A 16,310-nucleotide genomic window follows, 5' to 3' on the forward strand; every position below is an offset into this window, starting at 1 on the left:
GCTCCTTTTTTATTGGTAGTGAACCCGACGTGATAAGAGCCAGAAGTATACTGCTGTGAAGATGCTGATTATACCAAGCAGCAAAACACCAGCTGCAGATGCATAGCCTATCTTAAAGAATTGAAATCCATACTCGTAGATGTAATAAACCAACATATTTGTTGAATTAATCGGTCCACCCTGCGTCATAATGGATATAGTTTCAAAGACCTGAAAAGAACCAATGAGATTAATAATTACTAGAAAAAAGATAGTAGGTGACAACATTGGTAACGTAATCTCGCGAAAGGTACTAAACCTTGAAGCATCATCAAGATCTGCCGCTTCATACACGGTCTTAGGAATGCTTTGCAATCCAGCAATGAAAATAAGTGTGTTAAACCCAAGCCCTTTCCATACCGCTACAACAATTAATGAAAATAGCGAGGTCTCCGGCGCATTTAACCATTGAATACCACTGAGCCCAAAGAGATTAAGTGCCCAATTTAATAGGCCGTAATCAGGCTCCATCATCCACATCCACAAAAGCGCAATCGAAACAAGTGAGATCACATGTGGACTAAAAATGGCGCCCTGTAAAAACGTGTACAGCCAGCCTTTTTTATTGAGCCAAAGAGCTAATAGGATGGAGAGAGCTGTTGTTACACTTACACTTGATACGGTGTAGATGCTTGTATTGAGTAGCACTTCTTTAAATTCAGCATCTGCAAACAACTGTTGAAAATTTTGCAGTCCAATAAAATTCATCTCAGGGCTGATAAAGTTCCAATCATGTAGACTCAGTTGAATCAAATAACCTATTGGATAGAGAAAAAACAAAGAAAATACAACGAGCGATGGCAGAATCATTAGATAAGGCTGAGCTTTTTGCATCATGCTTCAATGCCCACCTCTTTATGAACAGCTTTAGTATTCAATACGGCAACCCCACTTCGGTCAAAGTAGTGAAGATGCTTTTTGGCGATACTGATGTAGACCTGGTCACCCATTTTTAATGGTGGCTCGACACTTTTGGCAACCATACCTCCAAATGATGTTTCAATCTGATATAACGTCTCCGATCCTAGGGTCTCAACCGTTTTGATCTCTGCTTTCACAATCGCTTTTTCACCTGAAATAGCTAGTGCAGATGACATTGAGACATGCTCCGGCCTGAAACCTATTCTCGTGATTCCCTCACTAACATTTTGAAAAGAGTCGGGTAGTTCATCTACTGTAAACACATTCATAGCTGGTGTTCCAATAAATTGAGCTGAAAATACATTGGCGGGTTGCTGATAGATATTCATCGGTGCATCCATTTGCTGGATGAGACCTTTGTTCAGAATAACGATTTCATCACCCATGGACATCGCCTCTGTTTGATCGTGGGTAACATACACAAAGGTTGTTCCTAGTCGTTTGTGGAGCTGGATTAACTCTGTACGCATCTGTCCTCTTAATTTGGCATCTAGATTTGAGAGTGGCTCATCAAACACAAAGACCTTTGGTTTTTTCACCATCGCTCTTGCCAAAGCTACACGCTGACGCTGTCCACCAGAGAGGACTTGTGGTTTTTTAGATAGATATGGAGTTAGACCCACAATACCGGCTATTTCCTGAATCAATCTCTCCCGTTCTGCTTTTGGAACTTTTTTGTTCTTTAGACCAAACTCAATATTTCCTTTTACCGTCATCGTTGGATAGAGAGCATAGTTCTGAAAAACCATGGCAATATCCCGTTTTCCAGGGGGTAATTGATCGACTCGTTTGTCATCAATCCAAATCTCACCCTTCGTTTGTTTCTCAAGTCCCGCAATCATTCGTAGAGTTGTAGACTTCCCGCATCCCGAGGGGCCAACAAATACTGTAAAGGAACCATCTTTGATATGGAGATTCAGGTCATTAATAACCAGGTCGTCTCCAAATTGCTTACTAATGTTTTTAAGAGTAATACTGGCCATTATCGACGCTCCTCGTAAACTTATTTCAAAACAGCTTCTGCCCGTTCAGTAGCATTGTCCAGAGCGTCTTGGCTTGAACCATCCTGTAAAACAGCTCTTGTAATCTCTTCGACTAATGCGTTAACTACCTCAGGATACCCTTCCACCATTGGTCGTTCATGTGCATATTCAAGCTGTTCTACAGCTGTTTTATATTGAGGAACCTCTTCATAAACCTTCTGGATTTTCTCTGTTTCAGAAGCAGAATGTCTGCTTGGTAGATAACCAGTAAATTCACTTGAATAGGCTGTTTGCTCTGTATCTGTCATCCATTTTATAAATGTCCATGCAGCTTCTTGTTTTGCTTCATCAAGACCAGCTGTCATCACTAGATTTGCTCCACCTGTCGGAACACCAAATTGTTTGTTCTCAGGCATAAAGGCTGTATCAACCTCATAACCTTGATCATTTGCGTTCGTCATTAAATAGGTTAGATCTGCTGTTGAACTGAGCATCATTCCTGACTTTCCATTGACAAAATCTTGCTTCGCTGTATCTCCGGCGACATCGCCTGTTGGAACCTTGATCGAACCTGCTTCATACATCTCTTTAATGAAATCGATTGCTTCTGCCCCTGCTTCACTATTAAAAGCAGGCTTGCCTGCATCATCAATCATTTCACCACCTGCTTGAGTTACAAAGGCTTCATAAAACCAGATATCAATAGGCATCGTTGCCCCTTTCATCTCACCATCCTCAGATAGAACAGCAGCATATTCCTTAAATTCATCCCAGGTTTTTGGACCAGCTGGGTCTAGTCCTTTTTCTTCTAAAAGAGTTGTATTTAAGTACAAAATGGGAGTGCTACGAAGATACGGTAAGGCATAGATCTCATCATCTACATAAGAATTGCCCATTAGCCCTTCATTAAAATCCTCGATATCTAACTCATCTTGATCGATAAAAGGCTGCAGGCTTTCTGTCATTCCATTTTTTGCGAAGGTTTCTACAGAAGCAATTTCATTTTGAGTTACTTCCGGCGCATCTTTAGCTGCAAACGCTGCTTGAGTTTTAGCATGCAATTCATCATAGGTTCCTTGAAATTCTGCGGTTACTTGAATGTTTGGGTGTGCCTCGTTAAACTGTTCAACAAGATTTTCATTATTCTCTCCAATCTTATCTCCCCAGGCATACCAATATGTAAGCTCTATAGGTTCATCAGGCTGTGCCCCACTTACCGATTCGGTTGTTCCCGACGAACCACATCCTGTGATTACCAACATTGCCGCCATCGCGCTTCCAAGTGTCCAATATGTTTTCATGCTTTCGCCCCCTTAGTGATTTTCTATCTTGCCTTCATGCTACGCCCCTTTCATTAAGCATCTGTGAATGGAAGATAAAGTGTTTTTTAAGAGCACAGGAGAACCATTGAGTTTGTAAAGATCGTTCTTGATTTGTAATTTCATGTTTTATTTTGTTTTGTGTGGGAAGCCATAATAGTAGAGGTCATTGATCTTAACTAACCCATTACAAAGGAGACATGTTTTTCATGAGTCGCTTTACTATCCCTAGAGATATCTATTTTGAGGAAGACGCACTCGATACCTTAAAGACATTTGAAGGTAAAAAAGCAGCCCTTATTATTGGGGGCGGTTCACTTAAGAAAAATGGAAATTTAGATCGAATTGAGAAGCTTTTAGCCGAAGCTGATATAGAGACAAAAGTATTTGACGGATTCAATCAGGAGCCAACTGTAAAGATTGTTAAGGATGGTGCAAAGGCAGTAGAGAGCTTTAATCCAGATTGGATCATTGGAATTGGTGGAGGATCGGTAATTGATTCAGCTAAGGCTGTATGGTTATTCCATGAACACCCAGATCTCTCATTTGAAGATGCAGCCAAACCATTTACCCTACCGAAACTTCGGACAAAAGCGAAGTTCGCCGGTATTCCAACCACTAGTGGCAGTGGCGCAGAGGTATCAAACCTCTCTGTTGTAACAGATGACGAAACCAATATTAAATATCCATTGGCAGATTTCGAGCTCACGCCAGATGTGGCGATTATTGATCCAAGCTTGGTGGACAGTCTGCCGCCGCATTTAATTGCAAATACAGGGATGGACGCATTCACTCATACAATTGAAGCGTATGTAGCCAAACCGAGAACTGTATTCACAGATTCCTTGTCAGTAGGTGGCGGGGAGATTCTAAAAGAACATCTCCTGTCTTCTTATAAAGGGAATGAAGAATCCCGAAAACAAGTGCATAATGCCCAAGCAATGGCTGGTATGTCGTTCGCTAATGCTGTACTCGGTAATGTACACAGCTTAGCTCACAAAAGCGGCCCGACTTTTGGTATCCCGCACGGCTTAGCCAATGCGATTTATTTACCATACGTGATTGAATTCAACCGTACCGTTGTGACAGACCGCTATGCGACATTTGCAAGAAAAATTGGACTTGAAGCATCAAGTGACGAGAAGCTGGTTGACGAGCTAATTGCTTATATCAATCAACTTAATAAGGATCTAGGTATCCCAGCTACGCTGAAGGAATATGGCGTATCGGATGAAGACTTCCACAAACACGTGGATACGATGGCGAAAAATGCTGTAGGAGACCCTTGTACCGGTACAAATCCACGCGAAACATCTGTTGAGCAAATGAAAGAGCTCTATGAAATTTCGTTCCATGGTAAAGTACCAAGTCACGCGTAATAATAAAAAGATGGTCCTCCTTTTGGAGGCCATCTTTTTTTATGTCTGATACACTTGTCTGTTTGAACCATAATCCTTTGCCTTATAAAGTTGGGAAACCCATATACCCCCTAGTTTTATAAACGATGATCTTTATAATTGATCCTAGACTACTTATTGGAGGTATCGACTTTGCCAAAAATAAAGACGCTTAAAAAATTGTCCTTGAATGCTGCATTTTTACTTTCAAGCAGCTCCATAGTTACCATTCCTCTCTTTGCACAAGCACATACAAACCCATCGCATCTTCCTTATCACTCACTTCACCATCCGCTAAGTACTAGCACGAATGAAGACTGGTCTTATTCTGGCGCAACCGGCCCAGAGTTCTGGGCCGACTTACATAATGAATATGCAGCATGCTCACATGGAGTTGAGCAATCGCCTGTAGCCTTACATAATGATGACGCGTCAGACGAAGAAAAATGGTCGTTAGATCTTGATTATAAAGAAACAACGTTTTCCGTTGAAAATAATGGTCATACTATTCAAGCAAATGTAGACGAACACTCATCAAATAAATTAATTGTAAATGGAACGGATTACAAGCTGGAACAATTTCACTTCCATTCTCAAAGTGAGCATACCTTAAACGACGATTATTACGAGATGGAGGTTCATTTAGTACATCAGGATGAGGATCAGAACTTGGCTGTCCTAGGAGTTCTCATTGAGGAAGGAGAGAAGAACGAGACTCTAGCAAACATGTGGGATGTAATGCCCGAAAGTGAAGGAGAAGCCAATGAAACCATTTTACTAAACCCATCAGAGCTAGTCCCTAGAGATCTATCTACCTTCCAATATGCCGGTTCTCTTACTACCCCACCTTGCTCAGATCATGTTAAATGGAGTGTCAGTGACACATCCATCAGCATGTCAGCTGAACAACTACAAGCATTTCAACAGATCTATCCCGATAACTATCGCCCCATTCAAGAATTAGGAGATAGAGAGGTCGGCTCTTATTAATATAGGGTTAGCTAACCAGCAGACGATCGTTTGCTGGTTCCAATTCCCTCCTATCGCTCCAATCTCAGCATCCATCGTTCCACTTTCCCCTCCATCGCTTCAATCTCAGCACCCATCGTTCCACTTTCCCCTCCATCGCTTCAATCTCAGTACCCACCCCTCCCTCTTCTTCATCTACTTATCTATTGAACTTCCATCCCTCCACGTTTATAATGAAGGCAATATCTAATGGTCTGACCATATGATGAAATGGAGTGAATGAGATGAAAGTGTCCTTATTTATTACCTGTTTGGCAGATGTATTCTACCCGAATGTCGGGAAGGATGTTGTTGAGGTTTTAGAACGTCAAGGCTGCGAAGTGGATTTCCCTGCTAGCCAAACCTGCTGTGGACAACCGGCTTATAACAGTGGCTATCACAAAGAAACAAAAGAAGTGGCCAAAAGTATGATTCGGTCCTTTGAACATTCACAATATGTAGTAGCACCTTCTGGTTCATGTGCTGCGATGCTTCATGAGTACCCACACCTATTTAAAGACGATACGGCAATTTGGTTAAAACGAGCGGAGGAGCTTGCTGCAAAAACCTATGAGTTCACACAGTTCATTGTTGATGTTCTAGGTGTTAAGGATGTCAAAGCATCCTGTCCAGCTTCGGCTACCTATCATACCTCTTGCCATATGACGCGACTACTTGGTGTGACAGAAGCTCCGATGAAATTGCTTAAGAACGTAGACGGTCTAAACTATACTGAGCTTCCAGGTAAGGAAACGTGTTGTGGATTTGGTGGGACCTTTTCAGTCAAAATGAAACCGATATCAGAGCAAATGGTGGATGAAAAAATTGCTCATATTGAAGAAACCAACTCTGATATGCTTATCGGCGCCGACTGTGGCTGTTTAATGAATATAGGCGGACGCCTGGACCGCTTGGGTAAACCGGTTAAAGTAAAACATATTGCAGAGATTTTAAACCAACAGCACTCGTAAAGGAGGAACCAACTATGGGAATGAAAATTGGAGACAAACCATTTTTTGACCGCGTGAATAAAGGTTTAGGTGATTCATTTATGCGGGGGTCCGTTGTTTCTGCGCAGGAGCGACTAAAAAACGCCAAAACTAGCTCATCAGAACAGCTTGGAAACTGGGAAGACTGGCGTGAGCAGTCTGAGGAGATTAGGCAGCACACCCTTGAAAACCTCGACTTTTATCTAGAACAGCTAGCAACGAATGTAACCAAACAAGGTGGACATATCTATTTTGCACAAACGGCCCAGGAAGCAAATGACTACATTAAAGGTGTAGCTGAGAAAAATAATGCAAAAAAAATTATCAAATCGAAATCAATGGTCACAGAAGAAATTGGCATGAATAGTGCCTTAGAATCGATTGGCTGTGAAGTTATTGAATCGGATCTTGGTGAATATATCCTGCAACTGGATGACCATGACCCGCCCTCTCATATTGTTGCGCCTGCTCTTCATAAGAACCGTGATCAAATTCGAGATACATTTGAAGAAAAGCGTCAATATAAGGGTACCTCCACACCGGAAGAGCTAGCACTATTTGCGCGTCAACAGCTCAGAGAGGAATTCCTGACTGCTGATCTTGGAATCACTGGATGTAATTTTGCAGTAGCTGAATCGGGATCAGTTGCGCTCGTCACCAATGAAGGGAATGCCCATTTAACAGCTGACCTTCCCAAAACACAAATCTCTGTAATGGGTATGGAACGGATTGTGCCTACATGGGAAGAGCTTGATGTTATGGTTACCATGCTTTGCCGCAGTGCTGTTGGTCAAAATCTAACAAGCTATGTTACTGGCTTAACGGGCCCTCGACGTGAAGGTGAAACGGATGGTCCTGAGGAATTTCATTTAGTCGTCGTCGACAATGGACGCTCGTCTATTCTCGGTACAGAGTTCCAATCGGTTCTGCAATGTATTCGCTGCGCAGCCTGTATTAACGTTTGTCCGATCTACAGACATATCGGTGGACATTCGTATGGTTCGATTTATCCTGGTCCAATCGGGGCCGTGCTGTCTCCATTACTTGGCGGCTACGATGACAATAAAGAACTTCCTTTTGCTTCCAGCCTTTGTGCAGCCTGTACAGATGCCTGCCCTGTAAAGATTCCTCTTCATAATCTATTAATTGAGCATCGCCGCAAAATTGTAGAGGATGAAAAGATGAATGGCTGGGGTGAAAAGCTGGCAATGAGAGGATTTGGCTTAGCCATGAGTTCGTCTAAAGTGATGAGTACTGGGGCAAAGCTTGCTCCACGCTTGATGAAACCACTTGTTAAGGACGGAAAAATTGTTCGCGGTCCGGGTCCGATGAAGCCGTGGACAGACATCCGTGATTTCCCTACACCTGCCAAAGAGTCATTCCGAAAGTGGTACAAGACGGAAAAAGGGGGCGTAGATCATGACAACAACAAAAGAAAATAACCAGGAAACATTTTTAAATGAAATCGCAAAAAATCTAGGACGTCCTAGGAAAAAAGAAGTTACACGACCAACCTGGAAAAAACGTCCGCAGTGGGATGTGCTTGCAGATGCAACGCAGGATCAGTTGGTTGAAAAGCTTAAGGATCGCTGTCTTGCTATTCATACACAAGTTGAAATGGCCACTCTAGAATCTCTTCCTGCTACGTTAAAGAAGGTACTCGAAGAATACGAAGCATCATCTATTGTGAATTGGCGTGATCCACGATTTGCAGAATTCGGACTGGATTCGTTTTTCGAAGAACATAGCGAAAAAGGTCATTCTGTTCACTACTGGGATCCAGAAAGAGAAAAAGAGAATATTAGACTCGCAGAAAAAGCAGACGTTGGCATCACATTTTCAGATGTAACTCTTGCTGAGTCAGGCACCGTAACCCTTCTTAATACAGCTGGAAAAGGTCGATCTGTCAGCTTTTTACCTAAGTCCTATATCGCGATTATCCCTAAGAGCACATTAGTGCCTAGGATTAGTCAGGCTACTAGAATGCTTCATCAACTAGTCAAAGATGATAAACCCTTCCCTTCTTGCGTGAACTTCGTATCCGGTCCAAGTAACAGTGCTGACATTGAGATGAACCTTGTTGTCGGAGTGCATGGACCTGTTCGTGCCTGTTATATCCTTGTAGATGATAAGTAATACAAAATGGAGAGACTCCAGCTTTATCAATTCGCTGAGATCTCTCCATTTTTTTGTTTATATTCAACTAGTAAATCATTAATCGTATCCAAATGCACAGACATCGCTTCTTTTGCAGTAGCAGGATCTTTTGCCTTTATCGCTTCTGCTACGGCAATGTGTTGATCAACCAGCTTTTGTCTAATTGAGTACCCCTCAATTACTTTGACCATCCATACCTTTGTCACGACGCTAGAGATTTGAAGAACCTCCGCCAAAAATGTATTCCGCGCCATATCTGCAATGAGGCGATGGAACTCCAAATCAAGCTCAAGAAAACGATCGTGCTCGCTGGAATCCTTCATTCGCCCAATGATTTTATCTAATGATTCGTGGTCCTCTTCTGTAGACTTTGCCGCTGCCATTTCAGCTAGCACAGCTTCCATCTTCACTCTAGCCTCAACTAATTCAAGAATGTTATCATAGCTAATTTTGGACATTAACTCGAGGTGTTTGGTAAAAAAATCACCAAAACTTTGCGCTACAAATGTTCCCTCAGGTACACGAACCTCAACTAGACCTAAAGCAACCAATGCCCGGATCGCTTCACGCAATGTACTTCGTCCAACACCAAACATCTCCATCAGTTGTTTCTCTGACGGTAGCTTGCCGCCAAGTGGGATCGTACCATTTATAATTAATTCCATTAACTGCTGTACAATATTTTGAGACATTGTTGTCTTTTTAACTTGGTTTATCTGACCCTCTAGCATGTATTCACCTCAATGATCTGACCTTAAGACCTTAATGATACCTTAGACCTTAGGAAACAACAAGATTGTAAAAATAGGCGATCTTCTAGAACGACAGGTTACTCAACTTCACTCTATTTTTATCTCATCCTTAACAATCTGACTCACAACTTGATCAACTGTTATACTTTCTAGCTTCTCTTCTAAAGCACGTTGTGCATCCGAAAAATGCTGAGCAATAGAATGCTGAATATTTCTACCAACCATACATTTTGGATTAGGATTGTCATGTATGTTAAACAGTTCATTGTCTTTGACTGCATGTACTGCTTTATAGACATCGAGTAGCGTGACTTGTGACAAATCCTTAGCAAGCTCAGCACCTGCAATACCTGGTTTTGTTTTCACCAAACCTTCATTTCTAAGCATTCCAATGATCTTTCGAATAACCGCTGGATTTGTATTTACACTAGTTGCTAAAAACTCAGAAGTGTTTGCACTAGATTGATGTTTATTTACATCTAAAAGAGATAAGATATGAATTCCTACAGAGAAGCGACTACTAATAGACATTGTTTCACCTTCCTCTAACTTGTAACAAATAATATTACAAGTATAGTATACAAGGATCATAAGAACAATAAAAATTTACTATGTTGTTGTTGACAAACAAGGATCTTGTAATTATGATAGTTACATGTAATCAATTAAGTTACAAGTGTTCATGAAATTGATCTACCAAATTAAATAAGGAGAAAATTTTATGAATGATCATCGTTTAATCTATGTCTGGGATGCCTATTGTGGATGGTGCTACGGCTTCTCAAAAAGCTTACGTGCATTTTATAAAAACCATCCAGATATTCCTTTAGAGGTCCTTTCAGGTGGACTTTTTCAAGGGGATCAACTATCTGTCATTGGCAGTGGAGTGATGACAGCAGAGAAAATTGAAGATCGTTTAAATGAACAATTGTCCATGTCATAACTTAAGGTACAACTAAATTAAATTTGGAGGCTACAAACATGAAAACATTAATAACTGGAGCAACAGGTAAACTAGGTTCTAAGGTAGTAACATCAGTACTTAAGGTCATTCCTGCAACGGAACTAGCTGTGAGTGTTCGAGATCCCAAAAAAGCAGCAGAATTAAAAGAGCTTGGTGTTGATGTCCGACAAGCAGACTTTGATCATCCTGAATCACTCGATAAAGCATTTTCCGATATAGATCGTTTGTTACTGATATCAGCAGATGGAGATAACGAAACAAGAATTCAGCAGCACACAAATGCTGTTGAAGCTGCTGAGCGTGCGGGCGTTACATTCATCGCATACACAAGTCTTGCTGATGCTACACATAGCAAAAACCTAATGGCTGCCCCTCACGTTGCAACAGAAGCAGCTATCAAGAAAACTGGCATTCCTTATTCTTTCCTACGTAATAACTGGTATCTAGAAAATGAGCTAGGCAGTATCCAAGGCGTAGTAGCAGGTGCTCCGTGGGTTACTTCAGCTGAATCCAGCAAAGTAGGCTGGGCACTGCAGCAAGATTACGCGGATGCAGCAGCCAATGTACTGACTCAAGACGGTCACGACAATACGACCTATGAGCTTTCAGGTCCACTTTTAACTCAAGAAGAATTTGTTACTCAGCTAGGTTCTGTATTAAACAAAGACATTACATTAAATCAAGTGAATGATGAAGATTATGCTGAAACCATGAAACAAGCAGGTGTACCTGATTTCGCCATTCCTATTGTTGTAGGCATTCAACAAAGTATTAGAGTTGGTAGCCTTGCTATTGAAAGTGATGACTTTGAAAAGGTCTTAGGTCGTCCTGTAACTCCAATGAAAGAAGCTCTCAAGCAACTGGTTTAACAATCATGTAAAAAACCCGTTCCTCTCATCAAAGAGGTACGGGTTTTTACTGTTCAGCTACTCTGCTGAACCTCTAGATATCTACTCCACTGCTATCCTTTGTTATCTTGTAAATGCTGCCGGCACTCCGCCATCAACTGTAATCATACAACCTGTTGTCTTCTCTGATTTTGATGATGATAGGAACAATACTGCATCAGCAATATCCTTAGGGAAGATCATCACACCTAGTGTCGTGCGCTTTTTGTAGTGATTCTCTAACTCGTCTGGCTCAATGCCGTATGCCGCGGCGCGTTCTTCGCGCCATGCGGAGCCCCAGATCGCTGATCCCTGCAAGACTGCATCTGGAAGAACCGTATTCACTCGGATACCAAAGTCTCCACCCTCTGCTGCAATCGTACGAGCGAGATGAGCTTCAAGTGCTTTTACTGAGCTGTAAGCAGAAACATTTTTCCCAGCATAGACAGAGTTTTTCGATCCGATGAATACCATACTTCCGCCAATGTCTTGTTTCTTCAGTAGCTTAAATGCTTCACGAGAAACGAGGAAATATCCTGTACCAAGTACATTCATATTCAGGTTCCATTCTTTTAAGCTTGTTTCATCAAATGGACTTGAGGTTGCAAGCCCTGCATTGTTGACAAGAAAATCAATTCCGCCATATGTGCGTGCGACTTCAGCAAATGCTTCAACAATCATATCTTCACTTGTTACGTCCATTTTAATAGCCAATGCGCGACCTTCACCATACTCTTCATTAATCTCAGCAGCAACCTTCTGTGCGCCTTCAAGGTTTAGATCGGCAAGCACAACATGGGCACCCTGACTTACATATTGACGGCAAGTTTCGCTACCGATTCCACCTGCTCCACCAGTAACAAAGGCTACTTTACGAGAGAACTCAGATTCCGCTGGTGCTAGTGACAACTTGTATAGCTCTAACGGCCAATATTCGATCTGGAAGGATTCCTCTGCATTTAGAGAAACAAATCCACCAAGTGCCGTTGTACCTTTCATAACGGAGATAGCTCGTGTATATAATGCACCACTCACTTTAGAATTCGCTAGGCTTTTACCTGTATTCACCATGCCAAGACCTGGGATCAAGATGACGCGTGGAGAAGGATCAAACATTTTATCTCCTTCTGATTGATTCGCTTCAAAGTACGCTTCATACTCTTCTTTATACTTTTTGATGCCTTCAATTAACTTTTCAGCTAATGCCTCTGTATCATCTACTTTTGGTTCCCAGCTAATATAAAGGGGTACACGTTTTGTGTGAACGAGATGATCAGGGCAAGCTGCGCCTACCTGCGAAAGCTCTTCTGCATCTTGGCTATTTACAAACTCAAGGATGTGCTCTCCGTCATCATAGGAAAGGATTGATTTCTCTTGCTGACTCACTTGGCCACGGATCACTGGCATCACACTAGCTAATACAGACTTACGATCGTCCTCTGTCAAACCAGAAAATTTCTGCCCTCCAAAGATGTCAGCCTGCTTCGATTCGATAAAGGATTCCGCTTCATTGATCACAGAAATTGTGCGGTCGTAGCTTTCTTTAGCTGTTTCTCCCCATACGACCAGACCGTGTTTTTCCATAAGAACAAGCTCTGCTTTTGGGTTGTTCTGAACACCTTCTGCAATCATCTTAGATAAAGTGAAGCCAGGACGGATATAAGGAACCCAGACAAAACGGTCTCCAAAGATCTCCTTCGCCAGTTCTTGCCCATTATCTGCGCAGCATAGGCTGATAATTGCATCTGGATGCGTATGATCCACATGTTTAAATGGAAGGAAAGCATGAAGCAATGTTTCTATGGATGCACGAGGGTGCTTTTGACTCAGCATGCAGTTTTCTAGATAGGCAACCATCTCCGCATCTGGCATCTCGTCTTTTTCAATTAATGGACGAACGTCTTCAAGTCGCAGACCTGTGAAATTCTTTGCTCCCATTGTAGCTAGATCTGATCCGCTTCCTTTCACCCACATCACTTCAACTTCACGACCACGAAAGTCGATCTCTGTTGTCTTCATTGATGTGTTACCTCCGCCCCAGTTACATACAGCGCGGTCAGAACCAATCAAATTCGAGCGGTACACCAGCTCATCTAATCCTTGAGTTAAAGATTCTGCTTCTTGATTGTTCCAAAGATTCTTCACCATTCATATCCCATCCTTTTCTCTCTTTAATTAGCGTTACACTCGTTTAGATTGAGTATCTTCCTCATATTTCTGTATATCTTTTAACCAGCTTTCTTTAACTGGTACTTGTTGTCTTTGGCAATACTCATCCCAAATCGCTCCAAAAGGATATGTTTTGAATTCCTCAAGCAGCGCGAGCCTTTCAGTGAAATTACCTTCTTCTTGAAGAGATTTTAAGTGTTCACTTGGCTCAAGCAATGCATAGAGTAAAGCCTTTACCGTATTACGTGTTCCAATTGTCCAAGCTGCCACTCGGTTAATACTTGCATCAAAGAAATCAAGTCCAATGCTCACTCGTTCAAGCGCATCTGAACGAACAATTTCGTGCGCAATTTCCTTCAACTCATCATCAAATGTCACAACATGATCACTATCCCATCTCACAGGACGCGACACATGCAGTGCTACTTTTTCATTAAATAGAAGCAAGGACGAAAGCTTATTGGAAATCGTCTCTGTTGGATGAAAGTGTCCTGAATCAAGTAGGCAAAGTTTCTGATTTTGCTGCGCATAGCTCATATAAAACTCATGAGACCCGACAACGTAAGCTTCTGATCCAATGCCGAATAATTTACTTTCAACAGCATCTAGAACTAAGCTCTCATCAAAAGATTCCGAGTAAATTTCATCAAGGGATTCCTTCAGCCTTCTCCGAGGTGTTAATCGATCACTTGGTGTATCCTTATAGCCATCAGGCACCCAAATATTAACGAGTGAAGGCGTACCTAGTTGTTCTCCGAAATAGGCAGCAATTTTGCGACTTGCCTTACAATGATTGATCCAAAACTCTCGAATCTCAGGGTCTGGATGACTCAGAGTTAAACCATCTTCTGCTTTTGGATGGGCAAACACTGTCGGGTTAAAATCTAGACCTAGCCCTCTTTCCTTTGCCCATGCTACCCACTTCTCAAAGTGTTTTGGTTCAATGGCATCACGGTCAACATCTTCTCCGTTTGTTTCCGCATAAATGGCATGTAGATTTATGCGATGCTTCCCAGGAATTAGAGCAAGAGCCTGATCTAAATCAGCACGTAGCTCTTCTCCATTTCTTGCTTTACCAGGGTAATTTCCAGTTACATCAATGCCTCCTGACAGCTCCCTTTGTGCAACCTCAAATCCAGTAATATCATCACCTTGCCAGCAATGAACCGATATTGGAACTTGCGCCATTTTTTCAAATGCCTCTTCTACGTTAACGCCAAAGCGTTCATAATGTGATTTCGCTTCTGTAAATGCTGTGTTAGCCATGATGAATCTCTCCTTTTTGTGGGATATATTCAGTTAAATCAAAGGACTTTGCAACAAGCTCTCTCGCTTCTGATAAATGACTAATCTCATTCTGAGCAATCATTTGCACAATGATATTACCGATCGCCGTTGCTTCAATCGGCCCCGCTACAACACGTTTTCCTGTTTGGTTGGCCAGTAGCTGGTTCACGTATTCATTCTGCGCCCCACCGCCAATGATATTTACCTGATCAAAGGGCTGTCCTACAACCTCTTCAATCTGTTGAATAGACGTTTGATAGCTTTGGGTTAAACTATGAAATACGCATGCTGCCAATTCACTTGATTTTGCAGGAACCGGCTGGCCAGTCTCCATACACGCAGCCTGAATTTCTTCAATCATATTGACTGGGTTTAGGAATCGATGCTGATCCACATCAATACGTGCTGGATTCTTCACCTGTTTACTCGCCTGCACTAGGTCGTCAAATGAATACAGGTCACCATAAAGCCGTTTCACCTCTTGTATCATCCAAAAACCCATGATATTCTTCAAAAATCTAAATCTATGATTCACACCGCCTTCATTGGTGAAGTTGTAAGACAATGCTTTTTCACTGCAGATCGGCTCTGAGTTTTCCACGCCAAGCAAAGACCACGTTCCAGAACTCAGATAGATGGTTTCTTTCGATTCCGGTACAGCTGCTACAGCAGAGGCTGTATCGTGTGTTGCCGGAACAATCACTTCTAGATCGAAACCAAACTCATCCACTAGCTCCTGCTTAAGCCCACCTAAGTGAGTACCCGGTAGCACAATGTCTTCAAATACATCAGGAGACATCCCAATACCCTCAAGCAAAATTGGATCCCACTCTTTCGTGAATGCGTTCATCAGCTGTGTCGACGTGGCATTGGTATATTCGTTAACTTTTTTCCCTGTTAGTAGATAGTGAAAGTAATCCGGTATCATTAAAAAAGACTCTGCTTTCTCAAGCGCTTCTGGTTGCTCTTTTTTTAGTGCAGCAAGCTGATAAATTGTATTAAACGGTTGAAACTGGATACCCGTGTAGGAATAGATCTTCTCTTTTCTAATCTGCTGTGTAACTTCTTCCATTACTCCATCCGTACGTGTATCTCTGTATGCAACAGCTGGTGTTAGTAGTTGATCATGAGCATCCAACAGAACAAAATCCACTGCCCATGTATCGATTCCAATCGATGTTGGCGTAATGCCTTGATCTCGACATGCAAGGATGCCTTTCTTAATCTCATCAAATAAGTAATCGATATCCCAGCACAACTGTCCAGATTTGTTGATCATTCCGTTAGAGAATCGGTGAACTTCCTGTAAATCTATTTTTTCATCGATCAAGCGACCGACAAGTAATCGTCCACCGGATGCGCCGATATCAACGGCTATATGATTTGATGCCATCCTTTCACCCCTTATTCTGAAATCGCTTTCTTTTTATCAGTATAT

The 16,310-nt window shown here is 42.0% G+C and carries 14 protein-coding genes and 1 pseudogene; 7 read left to right on the plus strand and 8 right to left on the minus strand.

Annotation, left to right across the window (positions count from 1 at the left end; genetic code table 11):
• Positions 1-9 precede the first annotated feature (9 nt).
• From J2S05_RS09925 to J2S05_RS09935, 3 genes are read right to left on the minus strand one after another with little or no spacing between them, the layout of a single operon-like run.
• On the minus strand, positions 10-876 hold the full coding sequence (locus tag J2S05_RS09925; RefSeq protein ID WP_306982338.1) for a carbohydrate ABC transporter permease: 867 nt from the start codon (positions 874-876) through the stop codon (positions 10-12).
• Positions 873-1,943, minus strand: a complete 1,071-nt coding sequence (locus tag J2S05_RS09930; protein ID WP_306982339.1) for an ABC transporter ATP-binding protein — start codon at positions 1,941-1,943, stop codon at positions 873-875. Before J2S05_RS09930 ends, J2S05_RS09925 begins: the two co-directional genes overlap by 4 nt.
• Positions 1,944-1,963: 20 nt before the next feature.
• Positions 1,964-3,244, minus strand: a complete 1,281-nt coding sequence (locus J2S05_RS09935; protein ID WP_306982341.1) for an ABC transporter substrate-binding protein — start codon at positions 3,242-3,244, stop codon at positions 1,964-1,966.
• A gap of 227 nt (positions 3,245-3,471) precedes the next feature.
• On the opposite strand from J2S05_RS09935, the gene J2S05_RS09940 reads away from it, so the two are divergent.
• From J2S05_RS09940 to J2S05_RS09960, 5 genes are all read left to right on the plus strand, one after another.
• Positions 3,472-4,641, plus strand: coding sequence for an iron-containing alcohol dehydrogenase (locus tag J2S05_RS09940; protein ID WP_306982343.1), 1,170 nt, complete (start codon positions 3,472-3,474; stop codon positions 4,639-4,641).
• A 171-nt stretch (positions 4,642-4,812) separates the two neighbouring features.
• The gene (locus J2S05_RS09945; protein WP_306982345.1) at positions 4,813-5,649 is read left to right on the plus strand and encodes a carbonic anhydrase; all 837 of its coding nucleotides are present in this window, start codon (positions 4,813-4,815) and stop codon (positions 5,647-5,649) included.
• Between the two features lie 263 nt (positions 5,650-5,912).
• Positions 5,913-6,638 carry a (Fe-S)-binding protein gene (locus tag J2S05_RS09950; protein WP_306982347.1) on the plus strand — a complete coding sequence of 242 codons (726 nt, stop codon included), beginning with the start codon at positions 5,913-5,915 and terminating at the stop codon, positions 6,636-6,638.
• Between the two features lie 14 nt (positions 6,639-6,652).
• Entirely contained in the window at positions 6,653-8,098 is a 1,446-nt protein-coding gene (locus J2S05_RS09955) for a LutB/LldF family L-lactate oxidation iron-sulfur protein (protein WP_306982349.1), read from the plus strand.
• Positions 8,076-8,792 carry a LutC/YkgG family protein gene (locus J2S05_RS09960; RefSeq protein ID WP_306982351.1) on the plus strand — a complete coding sequence of 239 codons (717 nt, stop codon included), beginning with the start codon at positions 8,076-8,078 and terminating at the stop codon, positions 8,790-8,792. Before J2S05_RS09955 ends, J2S05_RS09960 begins: the two co-directional genes overlap by 23 nt.
• 26 nt (positions 8,793-8,818) lie before the next feature.
• On the opposite strand, the gene J2S05_RS09965 is transcribed toward J2S05_RS09960, so the two are convergent.
• On the minus strand, positions 8,819-9,544 hold the full coding sequence (locus J2S05_RS09965; protein ID WP_306982352.1) for a FadR/GntR family transcriptional regulator: 726 nt from the start codon (positions 9,542-9,544) through the stop codon (positions 8,819-8,821).
• Positions 9,545-9,652: 108 nt separating this feature from the next.
• The gene (locus J2S05_RS09970; protein ID WP_306982355.1) at positions 9,653-10,096 is read right to left on the minus strand and encodes an Rrf2 family transcriptional regulator; all 444 of its coding nucleotides are present in this window, start codon (positions 10,094-10,096) and stop codon (positions 9,653-9,655) included.
• A gap of 190 nt (positions 10,097-10,286) precedes the next feature.
• Between J2S05_RS09970 and J2S05_RS09975 the strand changes: the two are divergent.
• Both J2S05_RS09975 and J2S05_RS09980 read left to right on the plus strand, forming a co-directional pair.
• A pseudogene (locus tag J2S05_RS09975) lies at positions 10,287-10,427 on the plus strand (DsbA family protein); the annotation flags it as partial.
• A gap of 119 nt (positions 10,428-10,546) precedes the next feature.
• On the plus strand, positions 10,547-11,398 hold the full coding sequence (locus J2S05_RS09980) for an SDR family oxidoreductase (RefSeq protein WP_306982357.1): 852 nt from the start codon (positions 10,547-10,549) through the stop codon (positions 11,396-11,398).
• A 102-nt stretch (positions 11,399-11,500) separates the two neighbouring features.
• On the opposite strand, the gene J2S05_RS09985 is transcribed toward J2S05_RS09980, so the two are convergent.
• From J2S05_RS09985 to rhaB, 3 genes are read right to left on the minus strand one after another with little or no spacing between them, the layout of a single operon-like run.
• A complete protein-coding gene (locus tag J2S05_RS09985; protein ID WP_306982358.1) occupies positions 11,501-13,564 on the minus strand; it encodes a bifunctional aldolase/short-chain dehydrogenase in 2,064 nt (687 codons plus the stop codon).
• A 33-nt stretch (positions 13,565-13,597) separates the two neighbouring features.
• Positions 13,598-14,854, minus strand: a complete 1,257-nt coding sequence (gene rhaA / locus J2S05_RS09990) for an L-rhamnose isomerase (RefSeq protein ID WP_370873635.1) — start codon at positions 14,852-14,854, stop codon at positions 13,598-13,600.
• Positions 14,844-16,265, minus strand: a complete 1,422-nt coding sequence (gene rhaB, locus J2S05_RS09995; RefSeq protein ID WP_306982362.1) for a rhamnulokinase — start codon at positions 16,263-16,265, stop codon at positions 14,844-14,846. The genes rhaA and rhaB overlap by 11 nt, the downstream gene beginning before the upstream one ends.
• Positions 16,266-16,310 lie beyond the last annotated feature (45 nt).

The sequence above is a fragment of the Alkalicoccobacillus murimartini genome, assembly GCF_030813245.1.
Lineage (GTDB): Bacteria > Bacillota > Bacilli > Bacillales > Bacillaceae_D > Alkalicoccobacillus > Alkalicoccobacillus murimartini.